Origin of the sequence: Thiomicrorhabdus aquaedulcis, from assembly GCF_004001325.1 — a bacterium.
GTDB lineage: Bacteria > Pseudomonadota > Gammaproteobacteria > Thiomicrospirales > Thiomicrospiraceae > Thiomicrorhabdus > Thiomicrorhabdus aquaedulcis.
Genome location: NZ_AP018722.1, coordinates 462,126 through 485,369, shown reverse-complemented (window position 1 = coordinate 485,369; position 23,244 = coordinate 462,126). Strand labels below are relative to the sequence as shown.

Annotated in this window: 17 protein-coding genes and 1 pseudogene; 11 read left to right on the top strand and 7 right to left on the bottom strand. The window is 46.8% G+C overall.

What is annotated here, in order from left to right; all coding sequences use genetic code 11:
• Window positions 1-7: 7 nt before the first annotated feature.
• Together EP181_RS12175 and rlmKL are read right to left on the bottom strand one after the other, a co-directional pair.
• Complete coding sequence (locus EP181_RS12175; RefSeq protein WP_232023481.1) at window positions 8-277, bottom strand: hypothetical protein; 270 nt, start codon at window positions 275-277, stop codon at window positions 8-10.
• A gap of 29 nt (window positions 278-306) precedes the next feature.
• Window positions 307-2,259 carry a bifunctional 23S rRNA (guanine(2069)-N(7))-methyltransferase RlmK/23S rRNA (guanine(2445)-N(2))-methyltransferase RlmL gene (gene rlmKL, locus EP181_RS02105; RefSeq protein ID WP_232023480.1) on the bottom strand — a complete coding sequence of 651 codons (1,953 nt, stop codon included), beginning with the start codon at window positions 2,257-2,259 and terminating at the stop codon, window positions 307-309.
• Between the two features lie 334 nt (window positions 2,260-2,593).
• Here rlmKL and EP181_RS02100 point away from each other — a divergent pair, with 334 nt between their 5' ends.
• Window positions 2,594-4,060 (top strand): lytic murein transglycosylase, encoded by a 1,467-nt coding sequence (locus tag EP181_RS02100; RefSeq protein WP_127470187.1) that lies wholly within the window; start codon window positions 2,594-2,596, stop codon window positions 4,058-4,060.
• A 379-nt stretch (window positions 4,061-4,439) separates the two neighbouring features.
• Complete coding sequence (locus EP181_RS02095; protein WP_127470186.1) at window positions 4,440-6,017, top strand: ATP-binding protein; 1,578 nt, start codon at window positions 4,440-4,442, stop codon at window positions 6,015-6,017.
• A gap of 247 nt (window positions 6,018-6,264) precedes the next feature.
• Here the strand turns inward: EP181_RS02095 and EP181_RS12015 are convergent, their stop codons facing one another.
• The 4 genes and pseudogenes from EP181_RS12015 to EP181_RS02085 form a co-directional block, all read right to left on the bottom strand.
• Entirely contained in the window at window positions 6,265-6,483 is a 219-nt protein-coding gene (locus EP181_RS12015; RefSeq protein ID WP_197723388.1) for a hypothetical protein, read from the bottom strand.
• Window positions 6,480-6,890, bottom strand: a pseudogene (gene rhuM / locus EP181_RS12010) (RhuM family protein); the annotation flags it as partial. The gene EP181_RS12015 and the pseudogene rhuM, both read right to left, overlap by 4 nt.
• Window positions 6,881-7,129, bottom strand: a complete 249-nt coding sequence (locus EP181_RS12005) for a virulence RhuM family protein (protein WP_197723387.1) — start codon at window positions 7,127-7,129, stop codon at window positions 6,881-6,883. The gene EP181_RS12005 and the pseudogene rhuM, both read right to left, overlap by 10 nt.
• Window positions 7,130-8,202: 1,073 nt before the next feature.
• A complete protein-coding gene (locus tag EP181_RS02085; protein ID WP_127470185.1) occupies window positions 8,203-9,255 on the bottom strand; it encodes a porin in 1,053 nt (350 codons plus the stop codon).
• A 379-nt stretch (window positions 9,256-9,634) separates the two neighbouring features.
• Between EP181_RS02085 and EP181_RS02080 the strand changes: the two genes are divergently transcribed.
• The 4 genes from EP181_RS02080 (at window position 9,635) to EP181_RS02065 (ending at window position 15,014) form a co-directional block, all read left to right on the top strand.
• Window positions 9,635-11,212 (top strand): ATP-binding protein, encoded by a 1,578-nt coding sequence (locus EP181_RS02080; protein WP_127470184.1) that lies wholly within the window; start codon window positions 9,635-9,637, stop codon window positions 11,210-11,212.
• A gap of 205 nt (window positions 11,213-11,417) precedes the next feature.
• On the top strand, window positions 11,418-12,989 hold the full coding sequence (locus EP181_RS02075) for an ATP-binding protein (RefSeq protein WP_127470183.1): 1,572 nt from the start codon (window positions 11,418-11,420) through the stop codon (window positions 12,987-12,989).
• A gap of 502 nt (window positions 12,990-13,491) precedes the next feature.
• Entirely contained in the window at window positions 13,492-13,977 is a 486-nt protein-coding gene (locus tag EP181_RS02070) for a deoxyribodipyrimidine photo-lyase (RefSeq protein WP_127470182.1), read from the top strand.
• Entirely contained in the window at window positions 13,977-15,014 is a 1,038-nt protein-coding gene (locus EP181_RS02065; RefSeq protein ID WP_127470181.1) for a cryptochrome/photolyase family protein, read from the top strand. The genes EP181_RS02070 and EP181_RS02065 overlap by 1 nt, the downstream gene beginning before the upstream one ends.
• A gap of 23 nt (window positions 15,015-15,037) precedes the next feature.
• Here EP181_RS02065 and EP181_RS02060 read toward each other — a convergent pair whose 3' ends face one another.
• Window positions 15,038-16,072 carry a YbgA family protein gene (locus tag EP181_RS02060; protein WP_127470180.1) on the bottom strand — a complete coding sequence of 345 codons (1,035 nt, stop codon included), beginning with the start codon at window positions 16,070-16,072 and terminating at the stop codon, window positions 15,038-15,040.
• Window positions 16,073-16,446: 374 nt separating this feature from the next.
• Between EP181_RS02060 and msrA the strand changes: the two genes are divergently transcribed.
• From msrA to EP181_RS02035, 5 genes are all read left to right on the top strand, one after another.
• Window positions 16,447-17,808 carry a peptide-methionine (S)-S-oxide reductase MsrA gene (msrA, locus tag EP181_RS02055; RefSeq protein WP_232023479.1) on the top strand — a complete coding sequence of 454 codons (1,362 nt, stop codon included), beginning with the start codon at window positions 16,447-16,449 and terminating at the stop codon, window positions 17,806-17,808.
• A gap of 177 nt (window positions 17,809-17,985) precedes the next feature.
• The gene (gene pgi / locus EP181_RS02050) at window positions 17,986-19,557 is read left to right on the top strand and encodes a glucose-6-phosphate isomerase (protein ID WP_127470179.1); all 1,572 of its coding nucleotides are present in this window, start codon (window positions 17,986-17,988) and stop codon (window positions 19,555-19,557) included.
• A complete protein-coding gene (locus EP181_RS02045; RefSeq protein ID WP_127470178.1) occupies window positions 19,554-20,798 on the top strand; it encodes a UDP-glucose dehydrogenase family protein in 1,245 nt (414 codons plus the stop codon). Before pgi ends, EP181_RS02045 begins: the two co-directional genes overlap by 4 nt.
• Before the next feature lie 129 nt (window positions 20,799-20,927).
• A complete protein-coding gene (locus EP181_RS02040; RefSeq protein ID WP_127470177.1) occupies window positions 20,928-22,289 on the top strand; it encodes a phosphohexomutase domain-containing protein in 1,362 nt (453 codons plus the stop codon).
• A gap of 48 nt (window positions 22,290-22,337) precedes the next feature.
• On the top strand, window positions 22,338-23,213 hold the full coding sequence (locus tag EP181_RS02035) for a 23S rRNA (adenine(2030)-N(6))-methyltransferase RlmJ (protein ID WP_127470176.1): 876 nt from the start codon (window positions 22,338-22,340) through the stop codon (window positions 23,211-23,213).
• Window positions 23,214-23,244: the final 31 nt, after the last annotated feature.

The following is a 23,244-nucleotide window of genomic DNA, read 5'->3' as shown; positions in this document are numbered from 1 at the left end:
TATGGCTCTACTGTGCTTGCAAATCAGGCGCGGCTAATGCGGCTCCTGTGTGTTTTTTAAACACCCAGGCCTGGTGAATCTTGCTGTTACGCTCGTAATCTTTGGGCATGGTTTGTTGGGTAATGTTAGTAATATCCCAGTCGGCAAACGCCTCGGCTTCGAGCTTAAACTTGCGTAAGTTGTTTGAAAACACCAATTCCCCACCAGGGTTGAGCAGTTTAAGGGTTTGCTCAATTAACCCAACGTGATCCCGCTGAATATCCAACGTGCCTTCCATGCGTTTGCTGGTTGAAAACGACGGCGGGTCTAAAAAATCACATCAAACGTTTGGCTGGGCGCTTGGCTTTCGGTGGCCAACCAGTCCAACACATCGGCTTGTTTAAGCACATGTTTGTTTTCATCGATTTTATTGTTCATTAAATTGTGTTTAGCCCAGTACAAATAGGTTTTGGACATGTCGACACTTAAACTGCTTTTTGCCCCCTGTACTGCGGCTTGCGCGGTAGCGGTGGCGGTGTAACAAAATAGGTTTAACAGGGTTTTACGACGCGACTTTTCGGCCACTAAGGCGCGCACCAATCGGTGGTCTAAAAACAGGCCGGTGTCTAAATAGTCGGTAAAGTTAACGCGCACTTTGGTGGCGTTTTCTATGACCGTAAAAAAGTGTTTGTTTTCGTCCATTTTTTCGTATTGTGCCGTGCCTTTTTGGCGCTCACGCACTTTAAAAATAATGTGCTCAGCCGGCATGGAAAACACATCGGGCAACACCGACATGGCTTCGTGCAAACGTTTTTTGGCCTTGCCGCGCTCGATGGTTTTGGGCGCGGCGTATTCGTTTACCACCAACCAATCGCCACCGTCTTCGGTGTGGTATAAATCTAAAGCCAAAGCGTATTCGGGCATGTCGGCGTCGTACACGCGGTAAGCGTTAATTTTTTGCGAAGCCGCCCACTTGGACACGGTTTTTAAATTTTTACGCACCCGATTGGCAAACATTTTTGCCCCTTCGGTTTGCGCCATATGCGGCAGAGCGTGCTGCACCTCTTCGGCTAAGCTCGCGCCGCCTTTTACCGAGGGTTGACGATGAAACTCTTCAATTAACTCAAATCTAAACAGCTTACATTCCATAGCACCGTTTAAAAACGGATGACTGCGTTTGGCTTTAATGCCCAAATACATGCCCAGTTCGGGGTTGCAGGTTAAAATCGCGGCCAACCACCCGTCAAATTCGGTTTTTAAATAGTGTCCCAACGCCCCATAAATAACCTTAACGCTTTCTAAATCGCCCAAACGTTCGCCATACGGCGGATTACAAATGACCAGGCCTGGTTTCCAATCGCCCCAACGACGACCTTGTTCAACGGTCATTTGTTTAATTTCAATGGCATCACTGTAACCCGCGCTGGCAATGGCATCGTAGGCAATGTCTAACGATTTATTAGACGAATCCGAACCGTAAATGGCCGGTAAATTACGCAGTCCTTCGGCTTCTCGCGCTTCGGCCTCGACCACCAACGAATCCCACAAGGTTTTATCGTGCATTTTCCAGGTGTTTAAGGCCATTAAATTAGACTTAAACAGGCCTGGTGCTAAGTCGGACGCCATCATAGCCGCCTCAATTAAAAACGTGCCCGACCCACACATAGGGTCGTACAAACTGCCGCCTTGTTTGGCAATTTCGGGCCAACCGGCGCGCATTAATAACGCCGCCGCCACGTTTTCTTTAAGCGGCGCGCGCACTTGCTCGCCTTCGCGGTAACCACGTTGGTGCAAGCTGTAGCCGGTTAAATCAATACTTACTGTCAATTGATTGCGGTTTAAGTGACCGTGTACCCGCAAATCGGGATACTCGGCGTCCACCGACGGACGGGTGTTGTCCAGTTCTCTAAAATAATCAACGATGCCGTCTTTGATTTTAAGCGCGCCGTAATGACTGTGCTCAATGCCCATGCCCTTACCCGAAAACGACACCGAAAACGTACTGCTCGCGCTCATGTGCGCGCTCCAGTTAACGTTCGCCACTTGGGGCGATAAATCGTCTTGGGTTTCGAGCTCGGCTTCTAACACCGTCACAAACACGCGGTTGGCCAAACGCGACCACAAGCACGCGCGATAAGCGGTTTCTAAAGCGCCTTCAAAACTCACGCCGCGAGGTTGCGCCTTAACATTGGTGGCGCCCAGCGCCATTAATTCTTCACGCAATAACTCACTTAATCCACCGGGCGAGGTAGCAAAACACTTCAACATAATGTTATCCATTGTCATTCATTTAATAAAAACCGCTGCACAAACGCGCACAAAAAACCAAAGCGCAATTTTAACTGTTTTACCCCCCAACCATTGCAAAGAATGCAAAGCAATCTTGGGTTTAGCTAAAATAGTGCGCCATTAAAGGGCTGGACGTGGCAATGGCTAATGTGAAGGTTCTTGGCAAACAACTCAAAGTAGAACTTATTTAACAGACATTACTCGTTGCCATTATTAACCTAAACACTCTGACCAGGCCTGGTCATCTAAAAGTGGGTTTAATTTAAACGCAGTTTGTGTAGAATGCTGTTCTCTTTCTTATTTACCAAAGACGCTCAGCCTCATTATGACCATTTCTACTGTCAATCCGGTTTTAAACCCTGCTTTTAAACGCATCTTAAAACTAAACGCCACGCGCGCATTTTTTGGTGTGTTTTTGCGTAATGTCTTGGCGTTAAGCTTAACACTGCCACTGTTAGCGCACAGCGCGCTGGCCGCGGCTCAAACTAACCCAAGCAATGCGGCCAAGCAAGAGCAACTGCCCACGCAAGCCGAGTTTGCGGCGTGGTTAACCGGGTTTAAAGTGCAAGCACGCCAAGCGGGAATTTCTCAAGACACGTTAAATTTGGCGTTTGCGGATGTAAAACTGAACCCAAAAATTTTAGAATCCGATCGCAAACAGCCCGAATTTATCAGCACATTTTGGGAATACTTTGAGCGTGCCGTAAGCTCTGGGCGCATTGAAAACGGTCAAATTCAACTTAAAAACCACCAAGCCCTGCTTAACCAAGTGACTCAAAAATACGGTGTTCCACAGACTGTATTGCTCGCGTTTTGGGGCATGGAAACTAACTATGGCCGTTTTACCGGCAGTCAGCCCATTATTGAATCGTTAGCCACCTTGGCATTTGACCCACGACGCAGCGGCTTTTTTACCAACGAACTGCTTAACGCCCTGCTTATTTTAAACCGGGGCGACGTCGCCTTATCGCAAATGAAAGGCTCTTGGGCCGGTGCGATGGGACACGTGCAATTTATGCCTTCAAACTACGTTAAATATGCGGTTGACGGTGACGGCGATGGCAAGATAAATCTATGGGACAGCCTACCCGATGCCTTGCATTCGGCCGGAAATTTTTTGCAGCATCTAGGCTGGCTCCAAAACCAACACTGGGGAACAGAAGTGACCCTACCTCAAAACTTTAACTACGCACAAGCTGACGGTAAAACCACTCGTAGTTTGGCGCAATGGCACGCCTTGGACTTAAAATCGGTCAATGGTCAAACGCTTAGTGGCCAACCCAACGCGCAAAACATCCAAGCACGCTTGGTACTGCCCAGCGACTATCGCGGCCCGGCTTTTTTAGTGTACGACAACTTTAAAATTATTAAACGCTGGAACAACGCCGACAAATACGCCCTGGCCGTTGGCCATTTGGCCGACCGTATTGCTGGCCAACCCGCCCTGTCTAAAACCAAACCGGCTGACGACGTGCGTTTAAGCCTAGACGACATGCGCCAAATACAAACTTTGCTTAATCAACAAGGTTATCCAGCCGGCGAACCCGACGGCATTGCCGGCACCAAAACGCGCAACGCTTTACGAGCGTTTCAAGTGGCCAACAACCTACCCGCCGATGGCTATCCTTCGGCGCATGCTTTAGTGTTATTAAAACAAACCCAGTCCACTAAAACCAATGCAACCTTAGCCAATCCACAAGAGCCGCAAACTGCTCCGTTAAACGACAACCAACCATCCGAAACCCACACCCCGTTTAACAACCCGTTAGACAGCTTTTCACACAGTTATTAACGCAAAAAACCATCGTAACAAATCAATCTTAACCAGATTAACCAGTCTAACCGCTACCACGCAGGAGCGTGGGAGCGAGTGAAAAACCATCGTAACAAATCACCGTCATGCCGTGCTACAACACGGCATCTGCCTTGTGTGCCGTTCTTAGCCATAGATTGCGGGTCAAGCCCGCAATGACGTAATTTGCCAGCCCGCAATGGCGGGGGGTTTTTGGGGTAAAACCAATGTAACCAGGCCTGGTTGCTTTGTTTTATATGTAATGCCAAACCCTATTTCCGTCATGCCGTGCTACGACACGGCATCTGCCTTGTGTGCGTGCTATAATTTTAATCCTTCTGTTTTCTGTTGTTTTACAAGACTTTTAAGGTGTCTGGCCATGAAAAAACTCCCCATCGGTGTGCAAACGTTTAGCGCGGTGCGCAACGACAATTTTATCTACATTGATAAAACCCCATTGGTGTGGCAAATGGTGCAGCAGCCGTCGCGTTATTTTTTATCGCGCCCGCGTCGCTTTGGTAAAAGCTTGTTGGTAGACACCTTTAAAGAGTTATTTGAGGGCAATAAAGCGCTATTTGAAGGACTGTTTATTTACGATAAATGGGATTGGTCTAAAACCTATCCAGTGATTAAATTGGATTTTGCCAATGGCGTTATTGAAAGTCGCGCCGGGTTGGATCAAACCATTTACAACCTATTGGCCGAAAATCAGCGCCGTTTAAACATTGAATGCCAACACTTTAATTTAGCCGATCCGGCTGGTTGTTTAATGCAGTTAATTGTAAGTGCAGCTGAAAAATACGGCCAAAAAGTAGTGGTATTAGTAGACGAATACGACAAACCTATTTTAGACAACATAGATAATCCCGAAATATCCGCGCAAGTGCGTGAGGGGTTAAAAAACGTTTATTCGGTGCTTAAAGGTCAAGACGCGTATTTACAGTTTGTGTTTATGACTGGGGTGACTAAGTTTTCTAAGGTGAGTTTATTTAGTGGGTTAAACCAACTGCAAGACATTACCTTGTCCAGAGATTTTGCGACCCTGTGCGGGTACACTCAAAACGATTTGCAAACCAGTTTTGCCGAGCATCTTGCGGGGGTAAATTGGGACAAGCTTAAAGAGTGGTACAACGGTTATCAGTTTTTGGGTGAGCCGGTGTACAACCCGTTTGATGTGTTGTTGTTTATTGCCAATCACCAAACGTATCGCAATTATTGGTTTGAAACCGGTAGCCCCAGCTTTTTGCTAAAGCTGTTTAGAAAAGAGCGTTACTTTTTGCCCGACCTAGAAGGCATTGAGGTGGGTGAAGAAATTTTGGATTCGTTTGAAATTGAAGCCATTAACCCCATTACCTTGCTGTACCAAGCGGGTTATTTAACCATTAAACAGGTCACCGAAAAACGCGATCGCCTGCGTTATCACTTAGACATGCCTAATAAAGAAGTTAAGTTGTCGTTGGCCGATCAACTGGTTGATCTTTACACTCAAACGCCGGGGCAATATCGACTTGGCCACCAAGACAATTTATTTGATGCGTTTGAAGCTGCCGACTTTACCGCCTTAACCGCGCACATTCAAAGCTTGTTTGCGTCGATTCCGTGGCGCAACTTTACCAAAAACGACATGGATTCGGCCGAGGGGTATTATGCCTCGGTAATGTTTGCCTATTTAAGCAGTTTAAACGCGCAAATTACCGCCGAAGATACTAGCAACCATGGCCAGGTAGATTTAACCGTTAAGCTGGCTGGGCAGTTGTTTATTATGGAGTTTAAGTTGGATAAGTCGGTGGATTACCAAGCCCAAACCCCTAACCCTGCGTTACAGCAAATCATTAATAAACAGTACGCGCAAAAGCACCAGGCCTGGTCAAACGCAGGTAAGCCTATTTATTTATTAGGCTTTGTGTTTAACCAAACCGCCCGCAATTTAGTGCAGTTGGATTGGGCGCAGGTTTAAGGTTGCGCCGTACTTAGCCATAGATTGCGGGTCTAGCCCGCAATGACGTAATTTACCAGCCCGCAATGACGTGGTGTGGTTGTAGTGCCGCAACGTCCTCCACCGTCATGCCGTGCTACGACACGGCATCTGCCATCTGTGCCGTACTTAGCCATAGATAGATTGCGGGTCAAGCCCGCAATGACGTGGAATTGGATTTGGTTTGCGGTAAATCTAATGTGACCAGGCCTGGTGGTATTTAAGATATTTACTTTAAAAGTACAAAATGCTCAATTAAGCGAATCATCAGTTCTTTTTGATCTGGCTTGCTTTCAGCAACTAATAGCGCCAAAGCTACCAGCGTATTATCGTTAATTAACTGTTCGACGGGTTTGGCCAAAAAGTGTTGGTTTAAACGTAAATACCACAAAAATAATAACGACCCAGAGCGTTTATTACCATCCGCTAACGGGTGGTTTTTAATCACAAAATATAACAAATGCGCTGCACGACTATCAATTCTTTTTTAAGGGCTTCGATGGCTTTTAGCGCATCGTTTAAACCAATGCTCACCATGTCGGTTTGTTCGGTTTTATTATCAATAAAGCTTTGTTCATCGTAATTTTGCAATAAAGACCAACTGCGTGCGTAATCACTAATAACGTGTAATACGGCTTGCCCATCGGCATTCACTAATGCCTGATTAGAAAGGGTAGAAGACAACAGGGTAATCGCCTGTTCAAACTCTATATTACGTTCCTGCAAACGTTTTTCGTTAAGTGCGTAGCCTTCCACCAAATACTGATTTAATACCCGTGTTGCCCATTTACGAAATTGCACACCGCGCGCAGATTTGACTCGGTAACCAACGGAGATAATCACATCTAGGTTGTAGTGCTCAACTTGATAGGTTTTGCCATCCTCGGCAGTTGTCGCAAAATTTGCGACAACTGCATTTTTTCTAACTCTTCATCTTTAAATACGTTAGCAATGTGCTTACCAATGGTTTTTATGTCTCGGTCAAACAGCAACGCAAGTTGATGGCGATTAAGCCACACAGACTGATCTTGCAAAGATACCTGCAACTGAATTTGTGCATCTTTTGTTTCAAAAATTTCAATGGGTTGGTTCATTGCCTTTCCTTTTACACCTTACAAGCACCAGGCCTGGTTGTTTTGTTTGCCCTCGTTCCCACGCTCTTGCGTGGGAATTCATACCAATCTTATCCAGAACAATCAGCCTAACCGCTACCACGCAGGAGCGTGGGAGCGAGTAAGTTGTTGTAGGTCGGTTGGAACGACGCCTGGTTATTTTGTTTGCCCTCGTTCCCACGCTCTTGCGTGGGAATGCATACCAATCTTATCCAGAACAACCAGTCTAACCGCTACCACGCAGGAGCGTGGGAGCGAGTAAGTTGTTGTAGGTCGGTTGGAACGAGCAACGCCTGGTTATTTTGTTTGCCCTCGTTCCCACGCTCTTGCGTGGGAATGCATACCAATCTTATCCAGAACAACCAGTCTAACCGCTACCACGCAGGAGCGTGGGAGCGAGTAACAGACTGATCTTGCAAAGATACCTGCAACTGAATTTGTGCATCTTTTGTTTCAAAAACTTCAATGGGTTGGTTCATTGCCTTTCCTTTTACACCTTACAAGCACCAGCCCTGGTTGTTTTGTTTGCCCTCGTTCCCACGCTCTTGCGTGGGAATGCATACCAATCTTATCCAGAACAATCAGCCTAACCGCTACCACGCAGGAGCGTGGGAGCGAGTAAGTTGTTGTAGGTCGGTTGGAACGAGCAACGCCTGGTTATTTTGTTTGCCCTCGTTCCCACGCTCTTGCGTGGGAATGCATACCAATCTTATCCAGAACAACCAGTCTAACCGCTACCACGCAGGAGCGTGGGAGCGAGTAACGTGAGGGCGGGTCTAGCCCGCAATGACGTAATTTGCCACCGTCATGCCGTGCTGCATTTTCCGTCATGCCGTGCTACATTTTCCGTCATGCCGTGCTACGACACGGCATCTGCCACGAACGCCGTACTTAGCCATAGATTGCGGGTCTAGCCCGCAATGACGTGAGGGCGGGTTAGGCCGGCAATGACGGGGATTGGTTTACGTTTAAAAAACGCAGACACAAAAAAGCCCCGGTTTTAAGGCCGGGGCTTTAGGTCAAGCTTGCTTACCCTGTCTTACGACAGCGGGTAATTAGAACTTGTGGTTCATACCAACAGAAACTACGTTAGTATCAGTTTTGTCTTCGCCTTTGATGTTTTCAAGTGCAGTGTACTCAACATAACCTACTGTTTTCTTGCCGAAAGAATAATCTAAACCAACAGCGTAGTTAGTTGAATCTTCGTAACCAAATTTCTTTTCACGATCAACAGACGCTACAGACAATTTAGGCATGAATTTACCCATTGTGTAACCAACTTGTCCGTTGATTGCTGAACCTTCAGCATCAGATCCTTCAATCGCATCACCAGAGAAATCTTGGTACATTACGTTAGCCATTAGGCCACCAGTTGCGTACTGTGCAACTAAACGTAGGTGATTGATGTTGTCATTGTTAGTATTAGCAATGTATTCAGCCGATGCTTGATCTACTGCTGCAGACAAGTACAATCCTTTTTTGGTTGAACCGTACATTACCGCTGCAGACATTAGGTCAGACAATGAAGATTCTTCAGCTTGATCACCACCAGTTTCTTTAGGAACAAATGCAGCCGCTAATTTAACGCCAGCAAATTCAGGAGAAACATACGCTACAGTGTTAGCAACGCGGATTTCACCACCAGCATTAAACGCACCCAAAGAACCGTTCAAAGGAGCGATATCAGCAAAACCTGAATCGTTAAATAAATCTTGTCCTTGAGACATTTTGAACGGAGTATCATGACGACCCATTAATACTGTACCAAATCCACCAGCCAAACCAACAAATTGGTTACGAGCAGTTAGTGAATTAAATTTATTTTCTGTAGAATCTTTAACATCTGAAGTATCAATGTTTACTTGGAATTCTAAACCGTAAACCGCTTTAAGACCGTTGCCTAAATCTTCAGAACCTTTGATACCAAGACGTGAAGCGCGTGAGTTAACTTGAGTTCCAGATTTTGAATCACTTTTAACACCAGCTTCATCTAAATCAACTTGTTCAACAGCCATGTTAACTTGTCCGTAAACAGTAGGAGCATCAGCAAATGCTACTGGAGCAGCGATAGTAGAAGCGATTGCTAGAGCAATAATATTCTTTTTCATGTTGTAAATCCTTTTTGGTTTTTTTAAAAGTGTTCACGCTTGTGAACTTGAGGGCAACTATAGGGGATTGATTTTGGCGGTGCAACTATTTTTGTAAAAAAAACCACAGAGTTTGTTTATGTTGTTTTTTTGCAACACCTTTGCCATTTCCGTCATGCCGTGCCACGACACGGCATCGGCCTTGTGTGCTGTTCTTAGCCATAGATTGCGGGTCAAGCCCGCAATGACGTAATTTGTCAGCCCGCAATGACGTAATTTACCAGCCCGTAATGACGAATAACAAACCACGGTCATGCCGTGCCACAACACGGCATCTGCCCCGTGCGCATGTTATAATTTTGCACACTTTTGTTTTACAAGACTTTTAAGGTGTCTGGCCATGAAAAAACTCCCCATCGGTATTCAAACGTTTAGCGCGGTGCGCAACGACAATTTTATCTACATTGATAAAACCCCTTTGGTGTGGCAAATGGTGCAGCAGACCTCGCGTTATTTTTTATCGCGCCCACGGCGGTTTGGTAAAAGCTTGTTGGTAGACACCTTTAAAGAGTTGTTTGAGGGCAATAAAGCGCTGTTTGAAGGACTGTTTATTTACGATAAATGGGATTGGTCTAAAACCTATCCGGTGATTAAATTGGATTTTGCCAGCGGTGTAATAGAAAACCGCGCGCAATTAGAAGACCGACTTTATAAAATCTTTTTAGACAATCAAAACCGCTTAAAGTTGGATTGCGGCGCGTTTTTATCCAAAGATAAGTCGGGCTGTTTAGAAGAGCTTATTAAACAAGCCTACGACCAATACGGCCAAAAAGTAGTGGTATTAGTAGACGAATACGACAAACCTATTTTAGACAACATTGATAATCCCGAAATATCCGCGCAAGTGCGTGAGGGGTTAAAAAACGTTTATTCGGTGCTTAAAGGTCAAGACGCGTATTTACAGTTTGTGTTTATGACTGGGGTGACTAAGTTTTCTAAGGTGAGTTTGTTTAGTGGGTTAAACCAGCTTAACGACATTACGTTAGACAGCCGTTTTGCCACATTATGCGGGTACACGCAAAACGATTTGCAAACCAGTTTTGCCGAGCATTTGGCGGGCGTGGATTGGGTTAAATTAAAAGAGTGGTACAACGGCTATCAGTTTTTGGGTGAGCCAGTCTACAACCCGTTTGATGTGTTGTTGTTTATAGATAAGGGGCATCGCTACGGTAATTATTGGTTTGAAACCGGCAATCCTAGCTTTTTAATTAAGTTGTTTAAAAAGCACCAATACTTTATCCCTAATTTACAAAACCTGGAAGCCGCTGAAAACATTTTGGATTCGTTTGATACAGACAACATTAACCCCGTTACCTTGTTGTTTCAGGCGGGGTATTTAACCATTGATAAGGTTGAGGTCGATGAGCTGGAAGAGCTTAACTTTTATTTGCGCGTGCCTAACCGGGAGGTGCGCTCGGCGTTGTACAGCCAACTGTTAAGCGGCTACACCCAATTGACCGAGAGCGTGGGGTCGCACCGGCGTAATTTGTTGGCGTTGTTAAAAACCGCTGATTTTACGGGGGTGCAGACCGAGATTGTCTCTTTGTTTGCGTCGATTCCGTGGCGCAACTTTACCAAAAACGACATTGATTCGGCCGAGGGGTATTATGCCTCGGTGATGTTTGCCTATTTAAGCAGTTTAAACGCGCAAATTACCGCCGAAGACACCTCTAACCACGGTCAGGTAGATTTAACCGTTAAGCTGGCTGGGCAGTTGTTTATTATGGAATTTAAGTTGGATAAGTCGGTGGACTATCAAACCCAAACCCCTAACCCTGCGTTACAGCAAATTATTAATAAACAGTACGCGCAAAAGCACCAGGCCTGGTCAAACGCGGGTAAGCCTATTTATTTATTAGGCTTTGTGTTTAACCAAACCGCCCGCAATTTAGTGCAGCTGGATTGGGCGCAGGTTTAAGGTTGCGCCGTAAACCGCAATAGATTGCGGGTCTAGCCCGCAATGACGTAATTTACCAGCCCGCAATGACGTGGTGTGGTTGTAGTGCCGCAACGTCCTCCGCCGTCATGCCGTGCTACGACACGGCATCTCTCACGTGTGCCGTGCTATAATTTTTTATTCATTTACTCTGCAAGACCACAGCAAGATTTTTTAAGGTAACAAAATGAAAAAACTCCCTATTGGTATTCAAACATTTAGTGCGGTGCGCCTTGATGATTTTGTGTACATCGATAAAACCCCTTTGGTGTGGAAAATGGTGCAACAACCTTCGCGCTATTTTTTATCGCGTCCACGGCGGTTTGGTAAGAGTTTGTTGGTGGATACCTTTAAAGAGTTGTTTGAGGGCAATAAGGCTTTATTTGAAGGGCTGTATATTTACGATAAATGGGATTGGTCTAAAACTTATCCCGTTATTAAGTTGGATTTTGCCGATGGCACGATTCAATCTCGTAAAGATTTGGATGTTCGAATCTTAGATTTATTTTATGGCGCACAAACGCTTTTGGGCATTGAGTGCGAGTTTAATACCGATTTAGCCAGCTGTTTTCGGCAACTTATTCAAAAAGCCCATGCCAAATACGGCCAAAAAGTCGTTGTTTTAGTCGATGAATACGATAAACCCATTCTAGACAACATCGACAACGTTGAAATATCCGCACAAGTTCGTGAAGGTTTAAAAAACATCTATTCAGTGTTAAAAGGCCAAGACGCGTATTTGCAGTTTGTGTTTATGACAGGGGTGACCAAGTTTTCTAAAGTGAGTTTGTTTAGCGGGTTAAATCAATTAGAAGATATTACGTTAGACAGTCGTTTTGCGACTATTTGTGGCTACACTCAAAACGATTTGCAAACGTCTTTTGCCGAGCATTTAGACGGTGTCGATTGGGCAAAGCTTAAAGAGTGGTACAACGGTTATCAGTTTTTAGGCGAGGCGGTGTACAACCCGTATGATGTGTTGTTGTTTATCAGCAAAGGGTTGCTCTATCGCAGTTACTGGTTTGAAACCGGTAGCCCGAGTTTTTTAATTAAACTGTTTAAGAAAAATCGCTATTTCTTGCCTGAGTTAGACAATATTCAAGTGGATGAAAATATATTAAATTCGTTTGATGTCGAGAACATCAACCCTATTACCTTGTTGTTTCAGGCGGGGTATTTAACCATTGACAGCGTTAATGAAGATGAGCTGGAAGAACTTAATTTTCATTTACGCATTCCCAACCGCGAAGTGCAGTCGGCTTTGTACAGTCAGCTATTAAGTGGCTATACCCACCTGGCCGAAAGCGTGCGTTCGCACCGCCGTAATTTACTGGTGTTATTAAAAGCCGCTGATTTTGACGGCGTACAAGCCGAAATTGTATCGTTGTTTGCCAGCATTCCCTGGCGCAACTTTACCAAAAACGACATTGATTCAGCCGAAGGCTATTATGCGTCGGTGATGTTTGCTTATTTATCAAGTTTAAACGCACACATTACCGCCGAAGACATTAGCAACCATGGTCAAGTTGATTTAACGGTTAAGTTGGGTGATCACTTGTTTATTATGGAATTTAAACTCGATAAATCTACCGACTATCAACCCCAAACCCCTAACCCTGCTTTGCAACAAATCATTACCAAAAACTACGCCCAAAAGCACCAGGCCTGGTCACAGGCGGGCAAACCCATTCATCAAATTGGGCTAATTTTTAACCAAAACGCCCGCAATTTAGTGCAGATGGATTGGCTGACGGTTTAGCCACCCCGCAAATACCGGCAATACCTACCTAGCCCAACAAGTTTGGCCGATACCTTTGGGAGATTGCGGATCAAGTCCGCAATGACGTGGGGTGATTGTAATGCCGTGGTGTGATTGTAATGCCGTGGTGTGGTTGTAGTGCCGCAATGCAACGCCCCACCGTCATGCCGTGCTACGACACGGCATCTGCCCCGTGTGCCGTATTTAGCCATAGATTGCGGGTCAAGCCCGCAATGACGTAATTTACCAGCCCGCAATGACGTGGGGTTTGTTTGTGGGCTATGTGTGCAATGACGTGGGGCTTTTACGAATCAAGCCCGTAATAACGGGGTTTGTTTGCGGTAAAACGAATGTAACCAGGCCTGGTCAAAAGTTTAAACACGTAATTAACGTAATATTCACATCAGCCCTATACAGATACTATACAATTTACTCTTAATTAGTTTAAAAGCCGTGCAAGTGCTTAACGTTGCATTCACGTAGTTTAAAAGGAGTTGTTTGCATGGCCGTTGTTTTATCACACGCCCCCACGTTGGTATGGGTTCAGCGCGAATTTAGGCTTAACCATTTGCCGGCGTTGCAGGCGGCTTTGGCGCGTCCGGGTAAGGTGATTGTGGCGTACTTTCACGATTCACAACACCTTATTGGTGAACCGCTTACTGATAATGCTAACCAGGCCTGGTTGGCGCAAAGTTTGTTAGCCTTAAAAGCCGATTTAATGGCGCACAATGCCGATTTATGGATGATTGAAGGCGACTTTACCCAGCAATTATCTGCGTTGATTGGCTTGCATAATATTAAGCACCTGCATTACAGCTTTGCCGTTGGGTTGCCGTTTAACACCATGCAACAACAGGCGTTGGCGGTGTGTCAGGCGTGTAAAGTGGCGCTTACGCCGTTTTTTTCAGAGTTTTGGATTAATCCTAGCGAGTTTTTTAACAAACAACAAAACCTTATTTGGTGTTTACTCCGTTTTACAAAGCCTTAATGGAAAAACAAGCCTTGCTAGAGCCGTTGGATGTGTTTAATCCCAGCGATTTTAGTGCAGAACGTTGCATGCTTGCGCCGCCTAAGCACAGCGCCTTGCCCACTGATTTAGACCATTTACTGCAAACACCTTGGGCGCAAAAGGTGTTAAGCCATTGGAACCAGCACGCTATTAGCGAGGCGGGTGCGTGGCAGGCTCTTGATTATTTTGTTGAGCACCATTTAACCGACTACCCTCACGACCGCGACTTTATGGCCTTGGCGGCCAGCAGTAAGTTATCGCCCTATTTGCATTTTGGTCAGTTATGTCCGCGCATGGTGTACTTTTATTTAGAAGATTACAAAGCCCAACCCAATCGCACCTCTGCACAAATAGACAGTGCCCAGGCCTGGTTGCGCCAGTTGGTGTGGAAAGAATTTGCACGCCATTTGTTGTTTTGGTTTGCCAGTTCGCAGTTTGAGCCGTTTATGCTCAAGTACCAAAGCATGCCTTGGCAAGCGGCTAATGCCGATACTTTGGCGTGGCAAAAGGGCTTAACCGGGTATCCGCTAATTGATGCGGGCATGCGTGAGCTGTGGGCTACCGGCACGATGCACAATAGAGTGCGCATGTTGGTGGCGTCGTTTTTAACCAAAAACTTAAACCAAAGCTGGTTGGTGGGTAAAGCGTGGTTTGAACACACGTTATTAGACGCCGACCCGGCCAATAACGTCATGGGCTGGCAATGGGTGGCCGGCTGTGGTGTTGATGCGTCGCCCTACTATCGGTTGTTTAACCCCATTACCCAAAGCGAAAAATTTGACCCCAAAGGCGACTACATTAAAACCTGGCTGCCTGAGTTAAACGCGTTGTCTGCCAAGGCCATTCACGCGCCGTGGTTGCATGTGGCCGAGTGCACTTTAAAAGGCATTACGCTGGGCACCACTTATCCATTGCCGTTGGTCGATTTAAAAACCAGCCGCGAAGCGCATATGGAACGGGTGCAAAGTTTAAAAGCCGCCGTGTGGATTACCAAAAAGGGTACAGAGCAACTTTAAGCAAACTTTAAGCAAACTTAAGTTTATCGAAAGGCTTCTACTTGCGAACGCAAAGCTAAATCGGCGGGATAGGGATTAAAAAATACTTGGCTTACCAAGTAGCTTGACGGATATTGAGTTAAAAACTGTTGTAAGACTTTTATTACTGCAATAAGCGGAATAATACCGTTTACAAACTCGGCCGAGGTTTGGTGGTAGTGGTTTTTTTGATCGTGACTTAACTGGGTTTTAAAGTAGCCATAAATATGATCCAGTACATTTTTAACCTGACCTTTACTGGCCGAACAGGCTAAAAGCTCAAATAAACAGGCCTGGTAGCTCTCTAAACTGTTGGTTAAATTGTGCGCTCGCGTAGTGGCAACTAATGCGCCCATGTGTTTGTAAAGTGTTTGATTTTTAGACAATAATAAATATTTATGGTCACGATGAAACGCCTGAAAAGTCGCTACGGTAGGCTGTGCTGGCAATGTAGACGAGGCCGAGGCCGTCGATTCAGACGATGCGGGTGACACAAACTCACGCCAGCGGGCGCTGGTAAACACGCGCAAGACAAACTGCTCGCGCAACCAAGCGTCTTGCAGACGGTTTTCTTCTTCTATGGCCAAATGCGGGGCTTGCTCTATTAAATGCTGGGTAAACAGCCCAGTCACTAAGGGGTCTTTTGAGCCATGCCATTGACCCGTGGGTTGATAGACTTTAATGCGCTCTAACCCACAACTGGGCGATCGGGCTTTTACCACGGCACCGTCGATGTTTTGAGTTAATAAATGCGCCACTTTGGTGTGATTGTAAGCGTGCAAAGGTGCGGTATAATCAATGTGTGTTTTTGTTCCGCGCACCACCGTACGCGGCAAGTGCGTATCATCTTCTTCACCCACCAAACGAATGGTTTCACGCGGTGAGCCCATTACCGCGTCTTCTGGGCAAAACGGGTAAAAGTCGGCGTACTGCGCCAAGTGCTGGTTTACAAAGTCGTCTTGAGCATGCCCACCGTTGTAACGACATGGCGTACCGCGCAAACAATCGGACACGGCTATTTTTAAACGTGGAAACGACATAACAATCCTTTAAAGACCTTTAGAGACCTTTGCACGAGTGGATGTACGGCCAAAAATGGTTAAAATTGACCTGCTTTTCGTTGGAAAACTTGTGAATAGCCAGCTATTCACTGCGTTTCCCGCCTCAATCAGGTAAATTTTTCCTCATTTTTTTCTCATGCCCCACTCGTGCAAAGGTCTCCTTTAAATAAACATTAACCAATAAACATTAACCGTTGGTACGTTTTAAAAGATAACGTAAAATCGTAAGACTGCAATTCTAATACACGGATTGTAACGGCTTTGTCACGAATTTAGGTTTAAACATTCATTAAAGTTTCTTTGCATCATTTTTTTACCTAACCCATTGCCCATCATAAAAAACAAGGTGAAACATGAAAAACCATTGGACTACCCCCTTTAAAACCGCTTGGCGTAAGCTTTGGTTTATGCCCATTGTGCCGCTAATGTTGTCTATTTTCACCCTACCCAGTTGCGCCAAGGAGTCTAACATGCCTAATACCACTCAAAACGAATCGGTTATAACCGCCCTACCCACTCAATCGATTGTATTGGGCATGGGTTGCTTTTGGGGTGCCGAAAAACGCATGGCCGAAATAGCCGGTGTGGTTGATGTCCAAAGCGGGTACGCCGGCGGCGACAATGCCAGTGCCGGGTATTACGATGTGCTGGGTCTAGAAAAACAAATTCAAGCGGGCATTGCCACCGCACGCAATCACGCCGAGGTGATTAAAGTTACCTTTAACCCAGGCCTGGTCAGTTTAGAAACCGTATTGGTTAAGTTTTGGGAAAATCACAACCCCACCCAAGGCGACCGCCAGGGCAACGATGTGGGCACCAACTACCGCAGCGTAATTTATTACACCGACGATGCCCAAAAAACCACCGCGCTGACCACCAAAGAGGCTTATCAAAGCGCCCTTAGCAAAGCAAAACTGGGCAACATCACCACCGAAATTGCGCCCCTACGTAACTACGTGGCGGCCGAAGACTATCACCAAGATTATTTGCAAAAAAACCCTAACGGCTATTGCGGCTTAGGCGGCACGGGCGTGGCCTATCCCAGCGACGCCAGCACCTTAAAAACTCATCCGTTACTGGATGCGGCTACTTTAAATTCTGCGCGTCAGCTGATTGTGTTTGAAGCGCCCGATTGCGCGTTTTGCCAACAGTTTAAAACCGAAGTGTTAAGCAAATGGAGCAGCGAAGTGCCCATTGTGGCCACCCTAAACCCTAACCCGCCACAAGGCTGGACACTTGAAAAAGCCCTGTTTGCCACCCCCACCATTGTGCTGTTTGAAAACGGCAAAGAAGTGTCGCGCTTTACCGGCTACAACGGCGATCAACCGCGCTTTTGGAAATGGCTAGGTTTTAGATTGCTTACCCCAGAGCAACAACGCATTGCCTTTGAACAAGGCACCGAATACGCGTTTAGCGGCTCGCATTTAGACGAAAAACGACCCGGAAAATTTGTAGACCCTATTACCGGCGCGGCGCTGTTTGAGAGCAACACCAAATTTGACAGCGGCACAGGTTGGCCCAGCTTTTTTAACCCAGTAGCGGGCGCCATTACCGAACACATTGACAACGCCCACGGCATGCAACGCGTTGAGGTGCGCAGCGCCAGTTCGGGGATTCACCTAGGCCACGTGTTTAACGACGGCCCTGCCCCCACCTTTAAACGCTATTGCATCAATGGCAATGTGCTTAAGTTTGTGCCCGATGAGGTTAAATGACGTTAATTAGCGCTAATTTGAGCCAAAATAAGATTTGATTGAGTGCTCATGCTTCCCGCATTTAACCCCAATACCACTGGGTTATTTTTTTTAAAATGTGTGTTTTAAAAATAACGAGTGGTTTAGAATACGTAGACTAATTTAACGGCTTAAAAAGCTTAATAAGGCAGAGTTCACATGATTCACACCCAAGCATACGCAAAACTCACGCAACACATTGAACCCACACAGAACAAACACCTAAAATGCTTTTTTGACACCGATCAAAATCGATTTGAGGAGTTTCACGCCCGCATGCCAGGTTTGTTGTTTGACTACTCTAAACAAAAAATTGACCAACCCATTTTAGAGCTGTTAATTGAGCTGGCCAAAGAGAGTGAGTTAAATGAATGGATTGAAAAGCAGTACAGCGGTGAAGCCATTAACATTACCGAAGGGCGTGCGGCGTTGCACACGGCACTGCGTAACATCGAAAACCCCATGCCGCAAGTGGCCGAACAATGGGAAAAAATGCAACACATTGTAGACTGTGCACACAGTGGCCAATTGCGTGGTTTTTCGGGCAAGCCTATTACCGACGTAATTAACATTGGCGTGGGCGGCAGTGATTTAGGGCCGTTAATGATTACCCGCGCGTTAGAGGGCGACAAACTGCCCACCGCGCCTGGCATTCACTTTGTGTCGACCCTAGACGCGCACCAGTTACAAGAATTGCTTAACGAGCTAGAACCCGAAACCACCGTGTTTATTATTGCGTCTAAATCGTTTACCACCATTGACACCTTGTCGTTGGCCGAAACCTCTAAAAAGTGGATTCAAAGCGCCGCCAAAACCGAAAACGCGACCATGCACCACTTTATTGCTGCCTCGACCAACGTGCCTAAAATGACCGAATGGGGCATTTTGCCTAAGTTTCAGTTGCATTTTTGGGACTGGGTTGGCGGACGCTTTTCGTTGTGGTCAAGCATTGGCTTGTCGATTGCCTTGCACTTGGGTATGCAGGGTTACAAAGACATGTTGGCCGGCGCGTACGCCATGGATCAACACTATAAAAACACGCCGTTTGCACAAAATATCCCGGTATTGCTGGGCTTAATTGGGGTGTGGAACACCAACTTTTTAGACCGCGCCGCTCAAGCCATTTTGCCGTACGATTCTCGCTTAAAGTATTTTTCGAGCTATCTTGAACAGCTTGAAATGGAAAGCAACGGCAAGCGCACCAAGCGCGACGGCACCACGGTCGAATACCGCACCTGCCCTATTTTATGGGGCGAAGTCGGCCCTAACGCCCAGCACGCGTTTTATCAGCTAATGCACCAAGGCACCGAAAAAGTCATGGCCGACTTTATTTTGTTTAAAGAAGACAGCATGCAAAACGAGCGTTCGGCCTACCACCACAATCTAAACATTGCCAACTGTTTGGCGCAAAGCCGCGCGTTAATGATTGGCCAAACCTCGGACAATCCGCACCAGTTTTACCCCGGCGACCAAGTGTCTAACACCTTGTTAATGGACAAATTAGACGCCTATCATTTAGGTATGTTAGTGGCGTTGTACGAGCACAAAGTGTTTACCGAGTCGGTCATTTGGAAAATTAACCCCTTTGACCAATGGGGTGTAGAGCTGGGCAAACGTTTGGCCATGGGCATTTTAGACAACATTCAAACCCAAAACGTAACCGGTCTTGACAGCTCAACCGCCGGAATTCTTAACGCCATTTGGAACAAAACAGTGGAACAAGACAAATGAAAATTAATGTATTTGGATCAGAAATTAGCTCGTTGGTGTGCGCAGGTTGTTTAGCCGAAACCGGAAATTTTGTCACACTAATCGGCACTCCCGACTTGGCTCGCACCGAACCAGGCCTGGTTAAGTTGTTAAAAGCCCAAGTAGCGGCCGAACGCTTAACCTACAGCGATACCTTAGACGCTGACGCCAAGGTGCATATTATTGCCTCTAACCCCGACGAATGCTCAAAAGGCAAAGAGTACGCGCGTTTGTTGGCCAACTACGTTACGCCTAAATCGTGCTTGATTATTCGCTCTAACTTTTCATTGGGCACACCGCGTCAAATTGGTGAACTGGCCAAAATGCCGTGGTTGGTTAACCCCGACTTTGCGTCCGAAGGTCAAGCCATCAGCGGCTTTTTACGCCCCGACCGTTTGGTGATTGGCAGTGAAAACGAATACGCTATTGACCTGTTTAAACGCTTATTTGCGCCATTTAACCGCAACCGCGACGTGACCATTTTAATGTCACCCGAATCGGCCGAGCTCACCAAATACGCTACCAACGCTATGTTGGCCACGCGTATTTCGTTAATGAACGACTTGGCGCAAGCGGCTGAATACTTAAACGCCGACATTGAAGAAGTTCGCCAAGGTTTAGGAGCCGACAGTCGCATTGGTTTTTCGTATTTGTACCCTGGAATCGGTTTTGGCGGTACCCACTTTGAACGCGATTTAAGCCGCGCACAGACGTTAATTCAGTCGGCAGGTTCGCATTCGAGCTTGTTGCAGTCGGTGCTGGACATTAACAAGGAACAAAAAGAGGTGTTGTTTAGAAAACTTTGGCAACATTTTGACTGCGACCTAGAAGGCAAAACCGTGGCGTTGTGGGGCATTAGCTACAAGCCCAACTCGAACTCCATCGAAAACGCCCCCAGCTTGGTGCTGATTAAGGCGTTTTTGGCGCAAGGCTGCACGCTTAAAGTGTTTGACCCCAAATTAGACGACAACTTTTCTCAGTGGATGCAAACCGAGTTAACCGCCGAGCAGCGCGCGCGCATTCACATCAGTCCCGACATGTACGCCGCCACCGAACAGGCCGATGCCTTGTGCGTAGTGACCGAGTGGAAACAATTTTGGTTACCCGACATGAACCTATTGTCGGCCAATATGCGCACCAAAATTATTTTAGATGGCCGTAATTTGTATCAAAAACCGTGGGTTAAATCGTACGGCTTTGACTACTACGGCATTGGGCGTTAAGGCGCGCTAAAACCCCGTCTAAGAACCGTTTTCAATCTAACCAGGCCTGGTCAAACCACGTTTAACCTTAGTTTAACGTGTGTTTTAACACTGACCAGGCCTGGTCAAATCCCGCAAAGAGATACTTTCATGACCCAAGACCTATCGTGCTTTAAAGCCTATGACATTCGTGGCCAAGTGCCCGCACAACTTAATGCCACCTTGGCGTATCAAATTGGTCGCGCGTTTGCCACCCAGTTGCACCCCGCCAACGTGGTGGTGGGTTACGACATTCGCCTAGAAAGTTTAGAACTCGCCAATGCTCTAATGCAAGGCTTGGTTGATTCGGGTGTAGACGTAATTAACATAGGCTTGTGCGGCACAGAAGAGGTCTATTTTGGCACCGCCCATTTAGCCGCCAGCGGCGGCATTATGGTCACGGCCAGCCACAACCCCAAAGGTTACAACGGCATGAAACTGGTGGCGGCCGACGCGCGACCCGTCAGCGGCGATTCGGGGTTAAACGAAATGAAAGCGTGCATTGCCAACCAGCAATTTGCACCGTTAAAAAGCGCTGAACACGTGGGCGTAATAAGCCTAAACCCGTGCAAAAACGCTTACATTAACCACCTGCTTACCTACGTTGACCAGGCCTGCTTAAAACCGTTTAACCTCGTGGTTAATGCTGGCAACGGTGCGGCCGGCCCGACGTTTGATGCCTTGGCCAGCCATTTGCCGTTTAAGGTAACCACATTGCACCACGCACCCGACGGCGATTTTCCGCACGGTGTACCCAATCCGATGCTCATCGAAAACCGCGCGATTACCGCGCAAACCGTGGTGGCGCAACACGCCGACATGGGCATTGCTTGGGACGGCGATTTTGACCGTTGCTTTTTATTTGACGAAAACGGCGAATTTATCGAAGGCTATTACTTAGTGGGCTTACTGGCCGAAACGCTGTTGGCCAAACACCCCGGGGGCAAAATTGTCCACGACCCGCGCCTAACCTGGAACACCATTGAACAAGTAGAACAAGCCGGCGGCGTGCCCATTCAATCCAAAACCGGCCACGCTTTTATTAAAGAGCGCATGCGCAAAGAAGACGCTGTTTACGGTGGCGAAATGTCGGCGCATCACTACTTTAAAACGTTTTGGTATTGCGACAGCGGTATGATTCCGTGGCTGCTGATTGCTCAATTAATGAGCACCACCGGCAAAAAACTGTCCGAACTGGTGGCGCAGCGCATGGCTGCTTATCCGTGCAGTGGCGAAATTAACTACACGGTAAAAGACAGCGCGGCCATTTTAGCCCGAGTGCGTGCCCATTTTGCCCCGCAAAATCCACACCTTGACCAAACCGACGGCCTAAGCCTTGAGTTTAGCGAATGGCGCATGAATATTCGCAGCTCAAACACCGAACCGCTGCTGCGCTTAAACATTGAAGCGCGTGGCAATCCCGAATTGGTTTGGCAAAAAGTTGCCGAAATTGAAGATTTGATTAACGCTTGATGCGTTGTTGATACGCCATAACAGTTAGCGCAAAAGGTTAAACACACTATGCTCAGTTATTTACACTCGTTTCACGCCGGAAACTTTGCCGACGTGCTTAAACACCTGTGCTTGGTGCACACCCTAGATTATCTAACCCAAAAACCCGCTCCCATTTTTTACATGGACACCCATTCGGGCCCCGGTAGTTTTAAGCTAGATCAGCAAGAAGCCCAAAAAAACCGTGAATACGAAAACGGCATTGCGCCCTTAATGACACTGCAAACGGCACTGCAAGCGCAAGGCACGCAATTGCCCGAAGCCGTACAACGTTATTTAGAGGTGGTGCAAGAGTTTAATCGCCTCAATGGCGCGACGGATTCACTGGCTTTTTATCCCGGTTCGCCGTGGATTGCCAGCCATGTATTGCGCGAAGACGATCGCCTATCGCTGTGTGAACTGCACCCTCGCGAACAGACCACCTTAACGCAAAACGTCAAAGGCGACCGTCGCATTAAAGTCTTTAACCAAGACGGTTTTCAAACCGCTATTGGCGCTATGCCGCCACGCGAACGTCGTGGCCTGGTGTTAATAGACCCACCGTACGAAGTCAAAACCGATTACGACCGCGTGGTAGAAGTACTGCACGCCTGCCACAAACGCTTTGCCACCGGTACTTATGCGCTGTGGTATCCGGTGGTCAATCGCGGGCAGATTAATCAACTGGTCAAAAAACTAAAGGCCAGTGGCGTTCGTAACATTCAACTGTTTGAACTGGGCCTGCAAGCCGACACCACCGAGCGTGGCATGACCTCCAGCGGCATGATTTTTATTAATCCACCCTGGACACTTTGGAACACCTTACAAACCACCCTACCCTTTCTAGCCCAACACTTAGGCGGCAAAAACGGCGTGTATCGGTTAGAACAGTTAGCGGCTGAATAACCATCACAGCAGCATGCACAATGTTTAAAAA